The sequence below is a fragment of the Flavobacterium calami genome (genome assembly GCF_038290035.1).
In the GTDB taxonomy this organism is placed as follows: Bacteria; Bacteroidota; Bacteroidia; order Flavobacteriales; family Flavobacteriaceae; genus Flavobacterium; species Flavobacterium calami.
In genome coordinates this window covers 251199-271621 of record NZ_JBBYHS010000003.1, presented here as the reverse complement: position 1 = coordinate 271621, position 20423 = coordinate 251199, and the positions used below count along the sequence as shown (strand labels likewise).

Genomic DNA, 20423 nt, shown 5'->3' with positions numbered 1-20423 from the left:
CTGTTTGAGTTAGTAGAATTACTTTTTGCATACTATTTTTCAAAAGTGAAATTTCTTCAACTCTAAAAATCTAACCCCAAAAAATGGCAGAACACAACGAACTAGGAAAAAAAGGTGAAGATCTTGCCGTAGAATTTCTACTTCAAAACGACTATACAATTTTAGAAAGAAACTGGACTTTTCAAAAAGCCGAAATTGATATTATTGCCAAAAAAGAAAATATCGTAACTGTTATCGAAGTTAAAACAAGATCAAGTTTAGATTTCGGTTTGCCACAGGATTTTGTGAAACCAAAAAAGATTCAGCTGCTCATAAAAGCAGTAAATGCCTACATAAACGATAGGGAAAAGGATTTTGAGGATGATTTAGAAATCCGTTTTGACATTATTGCCATTCATAAAACCGAGGAAACATTTGCTATTGAGCATCTTACTGACGCTTTTTATCATTTTTAACATATTTTTTTATTGTTATATTTGTAACAAATTGTTTTTTAATTTATCTTTGCAAAGATTTATAACATCAAAAACAACCAAACTAACACAATTACGTTACCAAAAAACAATTAAAAGATTATGAAAACCGTTTCTTCGATTGTAGAAAATTACATCAAAACAAAACCCTTTTTGTTAAATGCATTATCCCTTGGCATTATCAATTTGACTTCTTTATCCCGAAACATTATGACGGAATTAGAAAGTGAATTTGGTAAAGAAGTAAAACAAGGAGCTGTAGTAATGTCGTTAAAGCGACTAACAGAAGAACTAGATTTTAAACTGAACCACAAAATCAACAAAGTCATTAAAAACATTGGTGAAATTACGGTTCGTTCTGAGCTGACAGATTACACTTTTGCAGCTTCTGATACTGTATTAAACAAACAGGCTGATTTGATTTCGGATATTAATGTTTTATCTGATATCTTTTATACTTCATCAAGAGGGGTAAACGAAACCAATATCGTGGTAAGCAGCAGTATCAATCATTTGGTAGAAAAACATTTTTTACGTGAAAAACTGATTCAGAAACTGGATAATCTGGCTTCAATCACCGTAAAGTTACCAAAAGAAAATATCGTGGTTCCGGGAATTTATTATTTCATTTTTCAGCGTTTAGCCTGGGAAGGAATCATTATCAATGAGGTAATTTCGACTTCAAACGAATTTACAATCCTTGTAGGAGAAGAGCAGGTTGATGTTGCTTTTAAAGTAATAAAAGACTTAAAAAATTAATTTCTTTCGAGAAAACCCTAAATCAAAAAAAAAGAAAAAACACAATATATAGAAGGGACTGTTTCACGACAGTCCCTTTTTTTATGCATCATTTGGTAATTTTTTATCTAATTGTTTAACAGCCAAAGTGCCTGAAATTTTTTACAGACAGTAATAGTCTTTACATCAAAAAAATAACAATATAACAGTATTTATCTGTCAAATCCAATGATTAAATTACTACCTTCGAGCCGCTAAAAATAGCAAGTATCAATAATTTTATGAATTGACACTCTGGAATCAATATTAATAAATGACCTACTTTACAAATGAAAATTAGAAAAATCGGACCTAACAATGATGTACATGAATCTAAAAATAACAAAAAAAAGGTGTACAAAATTATCCTGTTTGCTGTAATCATTCTCTCAACAGCCACTTTTTTTGGTTTTAAATATTTTAAAAAACCACCTGCTGCTATTTGTTTAGAATCAGATACAAAAATCTACGACGAGTACAAAGAAGCAGTAGTGCTGATAAAACACAGTTATGGTTATTTTGCAAAAATTAAAGGAAAAGAAATTCAGCTTACTAATGAGGATGCAAAAGAAGAAACGGTTTTCGGAACAGGCTTTTTTGTAGACAGAGATGGAAAAATATTGACCAACAGCCATGTTTTACAGCCATGGAATTCATCAAATGAAGAGCAGGAAAAAACAAATACTACTATAAGAAATCTAGGATTGAAAATTGCTTCAATTCTTACAACCGATGTTTCTGAAGAGGAGTATCAAAGTTTTATAGAAACAAACTGGAAAGTTGCATCTGCTTATGACGAAAGTGAAGGCGAAGGCGACTATGAAGGTGAAGGCGAAAGTGAAGAAACAAGCCAAGAACCAGCGGGTGAAGAATTTGTCAGTTCAAATGATACAGAAGCCGATACAACCAATACAGATATTGCAGCAGCTATTCCGGTTAAAGAATATGTATCGAAAGAAGATATTGAGGTATATGTAAAAACGGTAAATATTGCAGTAGCACTTCATGATTCGGATGACCAATGGCTTAATTGCGAGATCGAAAAAATTTCAGAAGATGCTAATATTGATTTAGGTACTGTAATACTAACAGATCATAAAACCCCGGAAAGTGTTGTAAACATCATCAATCTTGACAATGCAGTTGAGGATGACGCTTCTTTAAATCCGGGACAAAAAGCAATAATGGTGGGCTATCCTTTAGGAATGGATTTGGCAAAGACAAATTCAGGTATAAAAGTGCAGCTTTATGATGGTAAAATAAGTAAAGAATCAGACGGGAATAAAATTCAATATAGTATCACTTCTACACATGGCGCCAGCGGCGCACCGGTATTTAATGAATGTGGTCAGTTGATTGCGGTCAATTTCAGCGGAGTAGATGAGGTACAGGGTTTTAATTTCGGAATTGTTGCTAAACATATTCGTAGTTTCTAATCAGAACCTCTTAAGAATTTATTAGTTTTTCTCCTTTTTAATTAAATAAAAAGTCACTTTTTAATATGAATAAAGTTTTTACTATTTGTGCATTAATGATATTTACTGCAGCTTTTTCTCAGATTCCAACTCTGGATGTAGAAAATCTAAAAAAACATCCGGTCATTCTGCAGGAAGCAAAAATTGAGACCAAAATTTTAGGAAATCTTGCCACAACAACAGCTATTTATACATTTTACAATCCGGGCAACAGAATTTTAGAAGGAAAACTGACCATTCCGTTACCTGAAGGAGTAAGCATAAGCGGCTACGCTTTAGATATCAACGGAAAATTAAGAGACGCAGTTCCGGTTCCTAAAGAACGAGCTAAAGAAGTATTTGAAAGTATTGAAAAAAGAAATATAGATCCCGGGATTATTGAAAAAGTAGCCGGAAATAATTTCCGTACAAGAATTTATCCGATTCCTGCGCAAGGCAGCAGAACTATTAAGATTACTTATCATCAGGAATTAAAAAATTCTGCTTCGGATTATCACTATTTTTTAAGTTTTGCCAATGCAGTCAGTATTCCAAAATTTAGTCTGAAAGTGTTGGTTAATGAAAGTCTGACAACTCCCAAAATCACGGAGAAACCGGATGGAAGTTTTGCTTTTCAGAAACAAGGAAATCAATGGGTTGCTGAGATTAGTAAAGAAAACTTTACTCCAAATGAAAGTCTTAAAGTAGCCATTCCAAAAGCAAATCAATCTTCCAGTGTTTTGCTGCAGAAAGCTTCTGATGACAAATTTTATTTTGCAGCCAGTATTTCTATGGATTTCCCTGTGAAAGAAAAGCCGAAATCTAATAAAATTGCCATTATTTGGGATAATTCATTTAGTGGTTCGAAAAGAAACCATCAAAAAGAGTTTGACTTTCTGACTGCCTTTTTTTCCGATAACAAAGATGTTTCGGTATCATTTGTTCTATTGAATAATATTCTGGAAAAGACAGAAGAATTTACTGTTTCTGGTGGGAACTGGAGTGCATTAAAAAACAGAATTGCTGACCTGAAATACGATGGTGGAACTGACTTTGGGGCATTAAAAGAAATTTCAGGAGTAGAAGAATACCTTTTATTTTCTGACGGAATTTCAAATTTTGGTGATTTGACTTTAAAATTCAAGAAACCGCTTAACAGTATCGTAAGTACGCCTACTTCCGATTTTAATCTGCTTAAACTTTTAGCATCGCAATCAGGAGGAAATTTCATTAATCTTAATGAATTAGACACTCAATCGGCGCTGAAAACCTACAAAAAACTTCCGGTTAAATTTTTAGGATTTAAAGAAAATACGAATGTTCAGGAGCTGTATCCTAATATTGGAACAGCAGTAAATGAGCCAGTCAATATATTTGGAATTTCGTCGCCAAATTTGGGTAAGCTGACCGCTCTTTTTTCTGTAGGAAATAAAAACTTTGAAATATCTGTAGACTTTAATACAGCTGTTCAGGTAGAAAACTGGCCAATTGCACAATTTTGGGCACAAAGAAAAATCAATGATCTGGAACTCAATTCGACTCAAAACCGTGATGAGATTAGAAATCTGAGCGAACAGTTTGTGGTGGTAAGCAAGAACACCAGTCTTATTGTATTGGATGATGTGTATGATTATGTGCGCTACAAAATCACACCGCCTCAGGAATTATTAGCTGAATACAACAAAATTGTTTCAAGAAATAAAAAAGAGATTTTAGAAAAAAGAAAAAACCTTCTGTCCAAATCTTTTGATATAACCCGAGAATTGGTAGCATGGTGGAATACCGAATATAAACCTGTCGAAAAAAAGCAGTATCCTAAAATTTCTAAACAAATGGTAAGTGAATCTGCTAACAAAAATCAATCATCAGAGATTGCTTCCGGCAATAATGCTGAAAGTGTTGTAGAAAGAGTTGCTGCGCCAGCGGAAGCACTAGAAAAATCCAAAGGTAAAATAACTTTAGTAGATGTAGAAAGCAAAGAAGAGTATATGAAAGATTTTCAAAATCTGGAGTCCTCTGAGCTGATTTACCAAAAATATCTTGAAAACCGTTCAAAATATGAAAAGCAGGTAACGTATTATTTTGACATCTCAAAATTGCTATTCAAAAAAGGAGACAAAGCGCTTTCTCTAAAGGTTTTGAGTACATTGGCAGAGCTCGATCTGGAAAATGAAGAATTATACAAAACGATATATTATCTGCTAAAACAGAGAGGCAATTATGAAAAAGAATTGTGGATTACCGAGAAAATTCTGGAATGGAGACCGTTCGATTCTCAAAGTCACAGAGATTACGCATTGGCTTTAATCGACAATAAAAAACCTCAGGAAGCGCTGAATGTCTATAAATCCATGCTGTATCAGGAATATACTGATGAAATTTCTATAAGAGACAACGGAATTGAAGAGATTTTGATTATGGAAATCAATAATATTCTGAGCCAGAATAAAAATGTTGATGCCAGTAAAATAGATAATCGTCTGAAAGCAAATCTTCCAGTTGACATTCGTGTTGTAATCAACTGGAATAAAGACAATACAGATATAGATCTTTGGGTTACAGATCCGAGAGGAGAAGATTGTTCCTATTCTCATAAATCTACAGAAATTGGAGGCAGATTAAGTAATGATTTTACTCAGGGTTTTGGTCCTGAACAATTTTTACTAAAAAAAGCCATAAAGGGGAAATATAAAATCAAAACCAATTTTTTCGGAGAGAGACAGAATATTCTTTCCGGACCAACAACTGTGATGGCAGAAGTATATTTGTACTATTCTGATGGAAGGCAAGAACGCAAAATTGCTGTTTTCCAGAGTCAGAAAGAAAATAAGCGCGAAAGCGACAGTAAAATTCTGATTGGAGAATTTGAGTTTTAGAAAAAACCATATAAAAATACCGAAGCGTTTAACTTCGGTATTTTTTTGTTTTATTTTGAAATTAACCCAAATGCTCCAGCATATCTTTGGTCATAGATTCCAGATCAAATTTGTGATTCCAGCCCCAGTCTTTTCTGGCATCTGAATCATCGATGCTTGCAGGCCAGCTGTCCGCAATTTTCTGGCGGAAATCCGGATTATAAGTGATTTCAAATTCCGGAATATGTTTTTTGATTTCGGCAGCTATTTCAGTTGGTGTGAAACTCATCGCTGCTAAATTATAAGACGAATGTATTTTGATTTCTTCAGCAGGAGCTTTCATAATATTGATCGTAGCATCAATGGCATCATCCATATACATCATTGGCATTTTGGTTTCTGATGACAAAAAGCACTCGTATTTTTTATCGGCAATAGCTTTATAGAAAATATCTACAGCATAATCTGTAGTTCCGCCGCCAGGAGGAGTCGACCAGCTGATTAAGCCAGGGTAACGTATACTTCTTACATCAACTCCGTAAACATTATGATAATATTCGCACCATCTTTCACCAGCTTGTTTACTAATTCCGTAAACCGTTGAAGGTTCCATGATTGTATATTGAGGTGTGTTTTCTTTTGGCGTTGTTGGCCCAAAAACAGCGATACTTGATGGCCAGAATATCTTTTTTATCTTTTTAGCTTTCGCCAGATTCAAAACATGAAATAAGGAATTCATATTCAAATCCCAGGCAAAAGCAGGATTTTTTTCAGCAGTAGCCGATAAAAGTGCTGCCATTAAATAAATGTCAGTAATATGATGGACTTCTACAAGATGTTCAATTTGGTTAAAATCCAAAGCATTAATTACTTCAAACGGACCCGAATTAACCACATCTGTATTTAATTTTCGGATATCAGAAGCAATTACATTATCAGTTCCGTATAATTTACGAAGTTTCTGAGTCAGCTCTGTTCCGATTTGACCACAAGCGCCAATAATTAATATTTTTGGATTCATTGGATAGATTTTAAAGAACAAATATAATGTATTCGTAAATTATAGTGCTTTTTAGAATGTTAAATTATGAATTTAATAACAAATAATATTTATTTTTATAAAATTCGTTTCAGCGTGCTTATATTAAACTTAATGAAATGGTTGTAATTCAAAATTCATAATTGTAAAATTTACTTGTAACTTTGTAGCTTAATGTTTTATCAGATGAAATCGCCATTAGAAAAGTTTGTTCAGACAAACCCAATAAATAAAAGGCGATAACATATATGACCATTAAAAAATAAATTTTTACCTATATGAAATACAAAATATCTCTTTTTCTGCTTATATTATTTCTATTGAATTCATGTCAGAACGAAAACGAAAAACGTCTGGCTGAAAATCAAAAAGAAGCAAAAAAGAAGGAAATCATTTTTAATAATATCAACAAAGGCTGGTCGTTTATTGACGAACCTATCAATGAAGTTTCTGAACAAAATGAGGCTTCATGGAAAGAATGGCGTGAATTTTTAAAAGAACTTGACGGAAAACCAAAGAAAACAATCGGTGCTTTTCAGAAAAAATCTTCTGCAATTGCAAAAAAAGCAATGGCATTAAACAATAATATTCCGCCACAATTCAATCAGCCACAAATCAGAAGCCGAATTTCTATTTTGATTACCAAAGTAAAAATGATGGATTTATTTATTCATTTAGATAAAATTCCGGATGAAAAAGTTACTTTTTTAATTGGAGAAATCAACAAAGAATTGGTTTCATTAGAAAGACAGATGGATAAAATTGTCGAAAAAAGCAAAATTCCGCAAGAAGAAGGTGAATCGGATTTTCTACGAATGCTGGACACGGCACGCGCTATCCCGAACACTATTGTAGATCCAAATTTACCTAAAGTTGAGTAAAAACGCCTTATATACAACATACGATAATCTGCCAAAAGCAGAGCAGATTGCAGCAAGTTTACTGGAAGGGAATCAGGTAAAAATGAACCTTTCAGGATTACTTGGTTCTGCCGTTTCATTTATAATTCGTTCTGTTTTCAAGAAAACCGAACTGCCTTTTTTGATTGTTTTAGACAATAAAGAGGAAGCGGCCTATTATTTAAATGATCTGGAACAGATGATAGGCGAACAAGACGTATTGTTTTATCCTGCTTCATTTCGTCGTCCGTACCAAATTGAAGAAACCGACAATGCAAATGTTTTGCTTCGTGCTGAGGTTTTAAACCGAATCAATTCAAGAAAAAAACCAGCCGTAATTGTTACCTATCCAGAAGCTCTTTTTGAAAAAGTAGTTACAAGAAGAGAACTCGATAAAAATACTTTAAAAGTCGCATTGAATGATAAAATTTCGATCGATTTTATCAATGAAGTTTTGTTCGAATATGAATTCAAAAGAGTAGATTTCATTACAGAACCTGGCGAATTTTCGGTTCGTGGGGGAATTGTCGATGTATTCTCTTTTTCAAATGATCATCCGTATAGAATTGAATTTTTCGGAAACGAAGTAGACAGCATCAGAACTTTTGATGTTGAAACACAATTATCAGTTCAGACACATAAAAAAATCACGATTATCCCGAATGTTGAAAACAAGCTTTTTCAGGAAAATCGCGAAAGCTTTTTAGATTATATTGCTGAAAGAACCGTTCTTTTTATTCAAAATACAGAAGGGCTTTTTAGTCAGCTGGACAAGCAATTCGCAAGAGCAGAAGAAGCTTTTGAGAAACTTTCGAAAGAAATAAAACACGCCACGCCAGAACAATTATTTTTAAATCAGGCGTCATTTATAAAAAGATCTTTGGACTTTTCAGTTGTAGAATTGGCTTCAAGACCCGTTTATAAAACCACTAAAAAATTCGAATTTCATATTCAGCCTCAGCCGTCATTCAATAAACAATTTGATTTGTTGCTGAATAATCTGAGCGAAAATCATTTTAACGGATATGTAAATTATTTGTTCTGTTCGAATGATACTCAGGCAAAACGTTTCCATGATATTTTTGAAAGTTTAGATGAAGCAAATTCTGAAAATATCAGAAAGCAATATCATACGATTGTATTGCCGTTGTATCAAGGTTTTATTGATGAAGAAAACCAAATAACAGCTTATACCGATCACCAGATTTTTGAGCGTTATCATAAATTCAATATTAAAAACGGATATTCTAAAAAACAGAATATTACTTTAAAAGAATTAACGGCACTTTCGGTTGGCGATTATGTAACGCATATCGATCACGGAATTGGTAAGTTTGGAGGACTGCAGAAAATTCAGGTTGAAGGAAAAACGCAGGAAGCCATAAAATTGGTTTATGCCGATAATGATATTGTGTATGTGAGCATTCACTCGTTGCATAAAATCTCCAAATACAACGGAAAAGACGGAACCCCGCCTAAGATTTATAAGTTAGGATCGAACGCCTGGAAAGTTTTAAAACAGAAAACCAAAGCGCGTGTCAAACATATTGCATTCAACTTGATTCAGCTTTATGCAAAACGACGTTTAGAAAAAGGTTTTCAATTTGCGCCAGATAGTTATCTGCAAAACGAATTGGAAAGTTCGTTTATTTACGAAGATACTCCAGATCAAACGAAATCGACGGCCGAAGTGAAAGCCGATATGGAAAGCGATCGTCCAATGGATCGTTTGGTTTGTGGTGATGTTGGTTTTGGTAAGACAGAGGTTGCGATTCGTGCTGCTTTTAAGGCAGTAGATAATAGCAAACAAGTTGCTGTTTTAGTTCCGACGACAATTTTGGCATACCAACATTACAGAACTTTTTCAGAACGTTTGAAAGATATGCCGGTTTCAATTGGTTATTTAAACCGATTTAGAACTGCAAAACAGAAAACGCAGACTTTAAAAGATTTAGCCGAAGGAAAACTTGATATTGTTATTGGAACACATCAATTGGTCAACAAAAATGTGGTTTTTAAAGACTTAGGTTTATTGATTGTTGATGAGGAACAAAAGTTTGGAGTAAACGTAAAAGATAAATTGAAAACTATTGCTGCCAATGTTGATACGTTGACATTGACGGCAACGCCAATTCCGAGAACGCTTCAGTTTTCGTTAATGGCGGCACGAGATTTATCGGTAATTACGACGCCTCCGCCAAACCGTTATCCTATTGAAACGAATGTTGTCGGTTTTAATGAAGAAATTATTCGTGACGCAATTTCGTATGAAATTCAGAGAAACGGACAGGTTTTCTTCATTAATAACCGAATCGAAAATATAAAAGAAGTGGCTGGAATGATTCAGCGTTTGGTTCCAAACGCAAGAGTCGGAATTGGTCACGGGCAAATGGACGGCGCCAAACTCGAAGAATTGATGTTAGGTTTCATGAACGGAGATTTTGATGTTTTGGTGGCAACCACAATTATCGAAAGCGGATTGGACGTTCCAAATGCCAACACGATTTTTATCAATAATGCCAATAATTTCGGATTATCAGATTTGCATCAAATGCGCGGTCGAGTAGGGCGAAGCAATAAAAAAGCATTCTGTTATTTCATTTGTCCGCCGTATTCTTCAATGACCGAAGATGCCAGAAAACGTATTCAGGCGTTGGAACAATTCAGCGAATTGGGAAGCGGTTTAAACATTGCCATGAAAGATTTGGAGATTCGTGGTGCGGGAGATTTATTAGGTGGCGAACAAAGCGGTTTCATTAATGAAATTGGTTTTGATACGTACCAAAAAATCATGAACGAAGCGATTGAAGAATTGAAGGAAAACGAATTCAAAGATTTATATCCTGAGGAAAATGATATCGATACTAAAGAATACGTAAAAGACATTCAAATCGATGCTGATTTCGAATTATTATTCCCGGATGAATATATCAATAACGTTTCAGAACGTTTGGTTTTATACAACGAGTTAGGAGCTATAAAAGACGAAGCCGGTTTACAGGAATTCGAAAACAAACTAATCGACCGTTTTGGACCTTTGCCAAAACAAGCTATTGCTTTGTTAAACAGTATCAGAATAAAATGGATTGCAACGAAAGTCGGAATCGAAAAACTGGTTCTGAAACAAGGCAAAATGATTGGTTATTTCGTTTCGGACCAACAGTCGGATTATTATCAATCGGCTAAGTTTAGAAAAGTTTTAAACTTCGTTCAAAAACAAGGTTCGCTCTGCAAGATGAAAGAAAAACAAACCGTAAACGGGCTACGTTTATTATTGACTTTTGAAAATGTGAAGTCGATAAAACGTGCTTTGGAGTTAATGGAATTGTTTGACGAGTAAAAATTTATAAAAGGATTTGGTTTAGAAAACGAAGTCCTTTTTTTCTGCCATTATGTTTTTTAGATTTAAATTTGCATCATGTCAGAAGAAACTCCAATTTATCGAAAAATAATCCATATCGATATGGATGCTTTTTATGCTTCGGTAGAGCAAATGGATAATCCTGCTTTAAGAGGAAAACCAATTGCTGTGGGAGGTTCAGAAAACCGTGGAGTGGTGTCGGCAGCAAGCTATGAAGCTAGAAAATTTGGTGTCCGCAGTGCTATAAGCGGTGTTTTGGCCAAAAAATACTGCCCTGAAATTATTTTTGTCCGGCCTCGTTTTGATCGTTACAAAGAGATTTCATCTAAAATTCATAAAATTTTTCATGAGTATACAGATTTGGTAGAACCACTTTCACTTGACGAAGCCTATCTTGATGTAACGCAGAATAAAAAAGGAAATCCCAGTGCGTCATTATTAGCTCAGGAAATCAGATTACGAATTTTGAATGAAGTTGGGCTTACTGCTTCGGCAGGTATTTCTGTAAATAAATTTGTTGCTAAAATTGCCAGTGATTACAATAAACCTAACGGCCAGAAAACGGTTAATCCGGACGAGGTTATTCCTTTTTTGGAAGAATTACCAATCCGAAAATTTTATGGTGTGGGGAAGGTCACTACCGAAAAAATGTATCAGTTGGGAATTTTTACAGGATTAGATTTAAAAAATAAATCCATTGAATTTTTAGAAAAGCATTTTGGTAAATCCGGAAAATTTTATTTTTACGTTGTGAGAGGAATTCATAATAGCGAAGTAAAACCTTCAAGAAATACAAAATCGGTAGCGTCAGAACATACTTTTGATGTAAATCTTACTTCGGAAATTTTTATGCTGGAACAGCTTGAAAAAATAGCTGCTTCGTTAGAAAAAAGGCTGAAAAGATATAATGTTTCAGGAAAAACGGTCACGCTCAAAATTAAATACAGCGATTTTACACAACAAACCAGAAGCAAAACACTGCCTTATTTTATTTCGGATAAAAGTTTAATTCTCGAAACTGTAGAAGAATTGTTGTATCAGGAACGTATGAAAGATTCTGTCAGGTTGTTGGGAATCTCTTTGAGTAACTTAAATACAGAAGAAAAAAAAGCAGTAGTCGTTCAGTTAAAATTTGCTTTTTAAAGAATGACACTTTTGCACAACAAAAAAAGCCTTTTTGAATTTTCAAAAAGGCTTTCCTATTTTATGTGAAAAAGAAATTAATCTTTACTTGATATTTTGGCTAACAATCTTAAGAATTCGATATACAGCCAAACAAGCGTTATCATTAATCCCATAGCTCCGTACCATTCCATGAATTTTGGCATTCTTTCCTGAACTCCTTTTTCAATCTGGTCAAAGTCTAAAAATAAGTTTAGAGCAGCAACAATAATTACAAAAACACTGATTCCGATGCTCATCATTCCGTTTCCATAATGAACAGGAGTGAAATTAAATATTAAAGAGGCTAACCAGGACAACAAATAGTAAGTCGCAATGGCCAAAGTAGCAGCAATAACTACTGATTTGAACTGTTCATTAACTTTTACAATTCTAAATTTATATAACCCAAGGCATACTAAAAAAGTAACAAGGGTTGCAGCAACTGCATTGATTACAATTCCCGGAAATTTTATTTCGAATATTGCAGAAATACCTCCAATAAATAAACCTTCAAACAAAGCATATCCCGGAGCTAAATAAGGAGAAGCCTGTGGTTTGAATGCCGAAATTATAACTAAGATAAGGGCAACAATAGCACCTCCAATTGTTGGCAACATTGGATTTATTTCATTAAATGCCATCCACCATGTTACCATAGCAGCACCACATAAAATTAAAAATAAGATAGCTGTTTTATTGATTGTACCCGAGATGCTCATTTCCTGATCATAATCAATAATTTTTGCTTCGTGTACTTCCTCAGCTTTAGAAACAGCATTTGATGAAAAACGTTTGCTGTTTAAAAATGGATTTTTTGAATTGAAGTTCATAGTTCTAATACTTTTAATTGTACTCAAATATAAGTAGTTTTTTCGAAGTGGAATTATTTAAGCAAAATTTTTAACATGATTTTTTCTTGCATAAAAAAGGTTTCAAATAAAAAATCCATCAAAAGAAACTCTTGATGGATTTGTGTTATAAAGGTTGAATTTTTTAATTCAATAAATCTAAAACTAATGACGGGAATAAGCCTAAAGCTATATTCAAAGCAATAGAAATGATGGCAACAGCATAAATAAGGAAAGGTTTTCCGGTACGCTCCTGATTTGGTTCTTTTGAGTACATTGCCAATATCAGTTTGAAATAATATCCAACACTAATAATTGAGTTGATTACGGCTACAATTACTAAAGCAATATGACCCGCCTGAATTGTCTGGTTGAATAAAAATAATTTCGCAAAAAATCCTGAGAAAATCGGAATTCCGGCCATAGATAATAACGATCCGGTTAATATAGCCGCCAATAAAGGATTTGTTTTTCCTAAACCGTGAAAGTTGGTAATATCTTCGTTGTCCTGATTTTTACATACATATAAAATAACGCTGAAAGCAGCAATTCCCGCTAAAGCATAAGCTGCAGTATAGTACAATAAAACTCCTGCAGAAGTGGCAACAGTTAAGAAAGTCATTAACATAAAACCAGCGTGAGAAATTCCTGAGAAAGCCAGCATACGTTTTACATTTACCTGACGCAGAGCCATGATGTTACCAACGGTCATTGAAGCAATTGAAATAATTACGATGATATTCTCGAAAGTATTTAAATGATCCTGATTTTCTAATGACGGAATTAAATTCAAACCTGAAATTAATTTGAATAGCGTTGCAATGGCCACTACTTTTGCCAAAGTACTCATTAAGGCAGTGGTTAAGGCAGGAGAACCTTCATAAACATCCGGAGCCCAAAAATGAAAAGGAACTGCGGCTATCTTAAATAGCATTCCGATTGTTAATAAAATCATTCCGATAGGGAACCAGATTGGCAATTCGGCAGATAAAGAAAATTCGCTGATTTCAACTACATCAAAACTTCCCATTGCTCCGTAGATCAGACAAATTCCGAATAAAATAATTCCTGAAGCGAATGATCCCATCAAAAAGTATTTCATACCTGCTTCGTTACTTTTTATATTCAGACGATCACTTGCGGCAAGGATATAAAGTGCAATAGACAGAATTTCAATTCCAAGGAAAAACATCGCTAAGTTCCCAAAAGAAACCATAGCTACGGCTCCTGCTAATAAAAATACTTTTATAGCAACAAAATCTGAAATTTTTGTCTGATGATTTTCATAAAAATTATGACTTAAAGCTACAAGAAATATAGTTAAGATGACAAACAATGATGAAAATGCAGTTGAGAATTTACTCACTGTTATCATATTGTGGTAGTAACTTTCTGTTGATCCAAATTCATAAAAATTAAGCGCCAAGACACCCAATAAGCCTAAAATGGTAAACGGAACGATGCCTTTTCTAAAATTTAGAATTTCAAACAATAGGCAGAAAACACCTAATCCTGTTATAGCTATTAATGTATTCATTTTTGTTTTTTTGATTTAGGAAATCTAAAACGCCCTAATTTATTTTATTTAAAATATTAATTTTTATTGATAACGTTTAAAATCGTTTCTAAACTTGGTGTAATCAAATCTGTAATTGGTTTTGGATAGAAACCAAAGAATAATAAAACAGCAATAATTACAGCAAATGAAATTCCTTCGTTAAGCGTAACATCTGTAAAAGTCTTAGAATTGGTTTCGCCTAACATAACATGCTGGAACATTCTTAACATATAATAAGCTCCCAAAATAATAGTAGTTCCACCAAGAACAGCAAACCAGATATTGATTTGAGAAAGACTGTATAAAACTGTAAATTCTCCAACAAAGTTAAAAGTACCAGGCAAAGCCACAGAAGCTAAAACCAAAATTAAAAACATGGATGTAAATTTAGGAGACTGGGTACGGATTCCGCCCAATTCTGAAATGTTTCTTGTCTCAAATCTTCTGAAAATTACTTCGGCAGCGTAGAATAAACCTACCACAACAAAACCGTGCGCAATCATTTGCAGAACTGCTCCGCGTAAACCATCAAGAGTTAGAGTGTAAGATCCCGCAGCAATTAATCCCACGTGTGCAAGAGAGGAGTATGCTAATAATTTCTTTAAATTTTTTTGTCTTAAAGCCACGATTGATCCGTAGATAACTCCGGCAATTCCCAGAGCAATAAAAATAGCAAGGTATTCTTTTGCAGCAAGCGGAGCGATTGGCAATTGCCAGCGAATTACACTGTACAATCCCATTTTAAGCATGATACCGGATAAAAGCATGGTTCCAACTGTTGGTGCTTTTTGGTACACATTTGCCTGCCAGGTGTGGAAAGGAATAATTGGAATTTTAATAGCATAAGCTAAGAAGAAAGCTAAGAAAATCCAGAATTGCTCACAGGCAGATAGTTCTAATTTATATAAATCTTCAATTAAGAAACTTCCGTTTGCTTTTTGAGATAAATATATAAAAGCAGTTAGCATGAATAGGGAACCTGCAAGTGTGTAAATAAAGAATTTAACCACTGCTTTTCTGCGTTCATCAGCATCTCCGTTACCCCAAATCAAAGCAATGAAGTAAATTGGAATTAACGCTAACTCCCAGAAAATATAATATAAAAGACCATCAGCAGCTAAGAAAGTTCCTGTCATTGCAAATGCCATGAACAAAATCAGTCCATAAAAACTTTTCGCATTTTTATATTCATTTCCAAAAGAAGAAAATATGATAATCGGAGTTAATGCCAGAGTTAATAAAACCATTGCAAGTCCAAGTCCGTCTGCATTTAAAGCGAAAGAAATTTTAGGTTGTGTAATCCAGCTGTTGATTACGCTGATATTTTCGCCTGCATTATAATTATTCAATAATACAATTGAACATCCTAAAGCTGCTAAACTAAATAGCAAAGCAACTTTTGAAGCTAGTTTGTCACCAGAAAAATAAGTGGCAAATGCACCAATTAAAAGTATAATTAATATAGTAGAAACGTTCATAGTAATAATATTATTGAGCTAAAAAGATATAGGATACAATGGCGCAAAGACCTAACACGAAAATAAAAAGATATAATCCAATACTTCCGGTTTGTATTTTTTTACCCTGAAAAGCTAATTCATTTGTTATTTTTCCTAATCCGAAAACAAGTGTCGATAAGCCAGTTTCGATATAGTCTCTAAAGAATTTTGACAATCCGTTTACAGAACGAACAAATATGGCATCATAGATTTCATCTACATAATATTTGTTATATAAAACTTTGCTCAAACCTGTAATGTTTTCATCAGATTCAGGAACATTATCTTGTTTAAAATATTTAATGTAAGCAATTAAAATTCCTAGTAATCCGCCTAAAACAGCAACTCCCATAAGAGTATATTCAGTTGCGCCTAAATGATGTTCTTCGCCGGCCACTTTCGTGAAAAGCGGAGCAAGATATTCATTTAGCCAACTGTGTCTAGGTAAACTTATCAATCCTCCAAAAGTTGCTAAAATAGCTAAGATGATAAGTGGAATAGTAATTAATGAACCACTTTCATGTAAATGGTGTTTTTGTTCTTCAGTTCCTCTAAATTCTTTGAAGAAAGTCAAGAACATTAAACGGAACATATAGAAAGCTGTCATGATTGAAGCAATTGATCCAATAACGTATAATGTTTTACTGTGTTCGAAAGCCGTCAATAAAATTTCATCTTTAGAAAAGAATCCAGAGAAGAATGGAACTCCTGAAATCGCTAATGAAGAAATCAACATGGTCCAGAATGTGATTGGCATTGCTTTACGCAACCCTCCCATTTTACGCATATCCTGCTCTCCGTGTAATCCGTGAATTACAGATCCTGATCCTAAGAACAAACAAGCTTTAAAGAAAGCGTGAGTAATTACGTGGAAAACAGCTACTTCATAAGCACCAAATCCTAATGCTAAAAACATTAATCCTAATTGAGAAACGGTAGAGTAGGCCAATACTTTTTTGATGTCAGTTTGAACTAAACCAATTGTTGCAGCAACTAATGAAGTGATAGCTCCAATAACCGCAATAACAGTTTGAACATCTGTAGCAAGGTCAAAAACAAAGTTTAATCTCGTTACCATGAAGATACCAGCTGTAACCATCGTAGCTGCGTGAATCAATGCAGAAACCGGAGTTGGTCCGGCCATCGCATCAGGTAACCAGGTATATAACGGAATTTGAGCAGATTTACCACAAGCTCCAATGAACAAGCATAAAGCAGCTAAAGAAAGTAATGGCAAATTTAAGTTTGAAGCTCCCGCAATTGCCGTTTTTAAAGTTGCATAATCTAACGTAGAGAACATTGAACCAATGATGAACATACCAATTAAAAGACCTAAATCTCCAATTCTGTTCATGATGAAAGCCTTTTTCGCAGCATCATTGTAATCCTGGTTTTTATGCCAGAATCCAATTAACAGGTAAGAACAAAGTCCAACACCTTCCCAACCGATAAATAATACTAATAAGTTACTTCCAATTACAAGTGTAATCATAAAGAATACGAATAGATTTAAATATGCAAAGAATTTATGCATATTCTCATCATCGTGCATGTAACTGATAGAGTATAAGTGAATCAATGATCCGATTCCGGTTACGAACAATAACCAAAGAACAGATAACTGATCTAATAAAAATCCAAGATTGATTTTTAAGTTACTAATCTGAATCCAGTCAAATAAAGTAACTTCGATTCCTTTTCCGGTTGAAGTTATTTGATTAAAAAGTATAAGAGTAACGATGAAAGAAATTGCTACAGCTATGGTTCCGATTGCTCCAGAAACTGTTTTGCCTAAGTTTTTTCCAAAGAAAACATTAATTAAAAATCCTAAAAAAGGAGTAAGTACTAATAGTAAAGCTAAATTGGTATCCATTTCCATTTATCCTTTTAAATTTTTTAAATTATCGATACTAATCGAACCTAAATTTCTAAAGATCGAAACTAAAATAGCCAATCCTACAGCAACTTCAGCCGCTGCAACCGCCATCGAAAAGAACACAAAAACCTGTCCCTGTGCATCCTGATGATATGTTGAAAAAGCCACAAATAAAAGGTTTACTGCATTTAGCATGATTTCGATAGACATGAAAACGATAATAGCATTTCGTCTGTACAATACACCAAAAATACCAATACAAAAAAGTACAACACTTAAAAAGATGTAGTTTTCTATACCTATTTGATTTAATATATTATCCATTATTTATTTAATTTTTCTTTTTTAGACAATAATACTGTTCCAATCATTGCCACTAAAAGCAAAATTGAGGCAAATTCGAACGGAACCATATATTCGTTCAATAATATTTTACCTAAAACTTTAATTGATTGAAAGTCTTCTCCGCTTGAATCGTATTCGCCAACAATTGGTTTTGAGTTAATGAAAATTGTAATCAGTACAATAACAATCAAACAAAAAGAAACAATCGCACCCAAACGGGTAATCCTTGGACGGTGTACATCTCGTTGCTCATTCAGATTCATAAGCATGATCGTAAAGAGGAACAAAATCATAATCGCCCCCGAGTAGACTATTATATGTACAATAGCTAAAAACTGGGCATTTAGTAACAAATAATGACCTGCAATCGAGAAGAAACAAATCACTAAATAAATAGCACTGTGAATTGGATTTCGGCTAAAAATGGTCAAAAAGGCAGTAATTACCGTGATAAACGCTAAGAAACAAAATATAACTTGTACAGTAGTTGCGTGTGCAAAATCAGGAATATGTATCATTTAGTTAGCATTATTAAGTTGAGCATTTTTGATCGCCATTTCCAGCGGCATCACTAATTTGTCCTTTCCAAAAATGAAATCTTCTCTTTCGTAGCTTGAAGGCACCAATACTTTTGAAGTTGTCAAATAAATAGCATCTTTTGGACAAGCTTCTTCACAAAGACCACAAAAAATACAACGAAGCATATTGATTTCATAAATCTCAGCATATTTTTCCTCTCTGTACAAATGCTTTTCATCAGCCTTACGCTCGGCAGCTTTCATTGTAATCGCTTCTGCAGGGCATGATAAAGCACATAAACCACAGGCAGTACAGTTTTCACGGCCTTGTTCGTCACGTTTCAGCATGTGCTGACCACGGTAAACAGGACTCATTTCACGAACTTGTTCCGGGTAATGAATAGTAGCTTTTTTCTTGAAAAAGTGTTTGATAGTAATCAATAAACCTTTTACAATCGCTACAAGATACAATCGCTCCCAAAAAGTCATCTCCTTGTTAGAGACCAGCTTTTTTCTACCCGATAATGATATAGTTTCTATTGACATTTAAAGTATAATTTGTGATTCAATTTGATGATTAGACCAAATCCAATCTATTCGTTTTTTTATTTAGTAGCTAATCCTGCTATCCGCTGTATCTTTTATGGTGAACCCCACCATAAAAGGATGCCGCTTCTATCAGGGCTATGGCGTTACGGTTCTTAGAATCCTAAAGCGGCTGCAATATCGTGTCTTAAAATAACAGCACCCGTAATCATGATATTAATAATAGAAAGCGGAATCAAAATTCGCCATCCCAAATTCATCAACTGGTCATATCTGAATCTTGGAATCGTCCAGCGAACCCACATGTAGAAAAAGATCCAGAAACATATTTTGGCAAATAAAACTGCTATTCCTAATAGGTTCGCTGTATTTACTCCAACATTTTCAACCATCCACTGCATTCCCGGATAGTTGTAACCTCCAAAAAACAATACAGAAATAATAGTTGCAGAGATAAACATATTGGCATATTCAGCAAATAAATAGAATCCCATTTTCATAGATGAATATTCAGTATGGTAACCACCAATCAACTCCGATTCACATTCTGCCAAATCAAAAGGTGTTCTGTTGGTTTCTGCAAAAGCACAAATAAGGAAAATAAGGAAAGATAAAGGCTGATAAAAAACATTCCAGTTCATTCCGGCCTGTTGCTCAGAGATTTCTTTTAAACTTAAAGTTCCGGTCATCATCAACAAAGCAATCATCGATAATCCCATCGCAACTTCATAAGAAACCATTTGCGAAGCAGCACGAACTGCTCCCATCAAAGAGAACTTATTGTTTGAAGCCCATCCGCCAATCATGATTCCGTAAACTCCCACTGAAACAACTCCAAAGAAGTATAACAACGCAATGTTAATGTCAGTAGCCTGTAATAAAATATCCCTTCCAAAAAGATGCAATCTGTCTCCCCACGGAATAACAGCACTTGTCATCAAAGCAGTACTCATGGCAATTGCCGGCCCTACAACGAATAAAAATCTATTTGGCGTATTCGGGAAAAATTCTTCCTTCGAAAATAATTTCAAACCATCTGCAAGAGGCTGTAACAATCCTCCCCATCCGGCGCGGTTTGGTCCTACACGATCCTGTAAAAAAGCAGCAACTTTACGCTCTGCCCAGGTAGAATACATGGCCATAATCATAGTTACGGCAAAAACCACTACAATAACAACGCTTTTCTCTATAATAAATGCACTATCTACCAT

General features: G+C 34.2%; 16 protein-coding genes. 7 read left to right on the top strand and 9 right to left on the bottom strand.

Annotation, left to right across the window (positions count from 1 at the left end):
- Window positions 1–83: 83 nt before the first annotated feature.
- From AAEO57_RS04150 to AAEO57_RS04135, 4 genes are all read left to right on the top strand, one after another.
- Entirely contained in the window at window positions 84–455 is a 372-nt protein-coding gene (locus AAEO57_RS04150) for a YraN family protein (RefSeq protein ID WP_341689789.1), read from the top strand.
- Between the two features lie 120 nt (window positions 456–575).
- Window positions 576–1232: a hypothetical protein gene (locus AAEO57_RS04145; RefSeq protein WP_007808595.1), complete on the top strand. Its 657-nt coding sequence runs from the start codon at window positions 576–578 to the stop codon at window positions 1230–1232.
- Between the two features lie 308 nt (window positions 1233–1540).
- Window positions 1541–2686: a S1 family peptidase gene (locus tag AAEO57_RS04140; RefSeq protein ID WP_341689788.1), complete on the top strand. Its 1146-nt coding sequence runs from the start codon at window positions 1541–1543 to the stop codon at window positions 2684–2686.
- Between the two features lie 65 nt (window positions 2687–2751).
- Complete coding sequence (locus AAEO57_RS04135) at window positions 2752–5580, top strand: VIT domain-containing protein (protein WP_341689787.1); 2829 nt, start codon at window positions 2752–2754, stop codon at window positions 5578–5580.
- 61 nt (window positions 5581–5641) lie between these two features.
- Here AAEO57_RS04135 and AAEO57_RS04130 read toward each other — a convergent pair whose 3' ends face one another.
- Window positions 5642–6580: an L-threonine 3-dehydrogenase gene (locus AAEO57_RS04130; RefSeq protein WP_341689786.1), complete on the bottom strand. Its 939-nt coding sequence runs from the start codon at window positions 6578–6580 to the stop codon at window positions 5642–5644.
- A 296-nt stretch (window positions 6581–6876) separates the two neighbouring features.
- On the opposite strand from AAEO57_RS04130, the gene AAEO57_RS04125 reads away from it, so the two are divergent.
- The 3 genes from AAEO57_RS04125 (at window position 6877) to dinB (ending at window position 12001) form a co-directional block, all read left to right on the top strand.
- Window positions 6877–7479, top strand: a complete 603-nt coding sequence (locus tag AAEO57_RS04125; protein WP_341689785.1) for a hypothetical protein — start codon at window positions 6877–6879, stop codon at window positions 7477–7479.
- Window positions 7472–10837: a transcription-repair coupling factor gene (gene mfd / locus AAEO57_RS04120; RefSeq protein ID WP_341689784.1), complete on the top strand. Its 3366-nt coding sequence runs from the start codon at window positions 7472–7474 to the stop codon at window positions 10835–10837. The genes AAEO57_RS04125 and mfd overlap by 8 nt, the downstream gene beginning before the upstream one ends.
- 78 nt (window positions 10838–10915) lie before the next feature.
- Window positions 10916–12001 carry a DNA polymerase IV gene (dinB, locus tag AAEO57_RS04115; protein WP_341689783.1) on the top strand — a complete coding sequence of 362 codons (1086 nt, stop codon included), beginning with the start codon at window positions 10916–10918 and terminating at the stop codon, window positions 11999–12001.
- Window positions 12002–12078: 77 nt separating this feature from the next.
- Here dinB and AAEO57_RS04110 read toward each other — a convergent pair whose 3' ends face one another.
- The 8 genes from AAEO57_RS04110 to nuoH all read right to left on the bottom strand — a co-directional run bounded on the left by AAEO57_RS04110 (window position 12079) and on the right by nuoH (window position 20423).
- Entirely contained in the window at window positions 12079–12852 is a 774-nt protein-coding gene (locus AAEO57_RS04110) for a Bax inhibitor-1/YccA family protein (protein ID WP_341689782.1), read from the bottom strand.
- A gap of 163 nt (window positions 12853–13015) precedes the next feature.
- Window positions 13016–14407, bottom strand: coding sequence for an NADH-quinone oxidoreductase subunit N (locus AAEO57_RS04105; protein WP_341689781.1), 1392 nt, complete (start codon window positions 14405–14407; stop codon window positions 13016–13018).
- Window positions 14408–14463: 56 nt separating this feature from the next.
- Entirely contained in the window at window positions 14464–15906 is a 1443-nt protein-coding gene (locus AAEO57_RS04100; protein WP_341689780.1) for a complex I subunit 4 family protein, read from the bottom strand.
- 10 nt (window positions 15907–15916) lie between these two features.
- On the bottom strand, window positions 15917–17800 hold the full coding sequence (nuoL, locus tag AAEO57_RS04095) for an NADH-quinone oxidoreductase subunit L (RefSeq protein WP_341689779.1): 1884 nt from the start codon (window positions 17798–17800) through the stop codon (window positions 15917–15919).
- A gap of 6 nt (window positions 17801–17806) precedes the next feature.
- Window positions 17807–18127 carry an NADH-quinone oxidoreductase subunit NuoK gene (gene nuoK, locus AAEO57_RS04090; protein ID WP_110346628.1) on the bottom strand — a complete coding sequence of 107 codons (321 nt, stop codon included), beginning with the start codon at window positions 18125–18127 and terminating at the stop codon, window positions 17807–17809.
- Window positions 18127–18666 carry an NADH-quinone oxidoreductase subunit J family protein gene (locus tag AAEO57_RS04085; protein WP_341689778.1) on the bottom strand — a complete coding sequence of 180 codons (540 nt, stop codon included), beginning with the start codon at window positions 18664–18666 and terminating at the stop codon, window positions 18127–18129. The genes nuoK and AAEO57_RS04085 overlap by 1 nt, the downstream gene beginning before the upstream one ends.
- Entirely contained in the window at window positions 18667–19212 is a 546-nt protein-coding gene (locus tag AAEO57_RS04080; RefSeq protein ID WP_341689776.1) for a NuoI/complex I 23 kDa subunit family protein, read from the bottom strand.
- A 155-nt stretch (window positions 19213–19367) separates the two neighbouring features.
- Window positions 19368–20423: an NADH-quinone oxidoreductase subunit NuoH gene (nuoH, locus tag AAEO57_RS04075; RefSeq protein ID WP_341689774.1), complete on the bottom strand. Its 1056-nt coding sequence runs from the start codon at window positions 20421–20423 to the stop codon at window positions 19368–19370.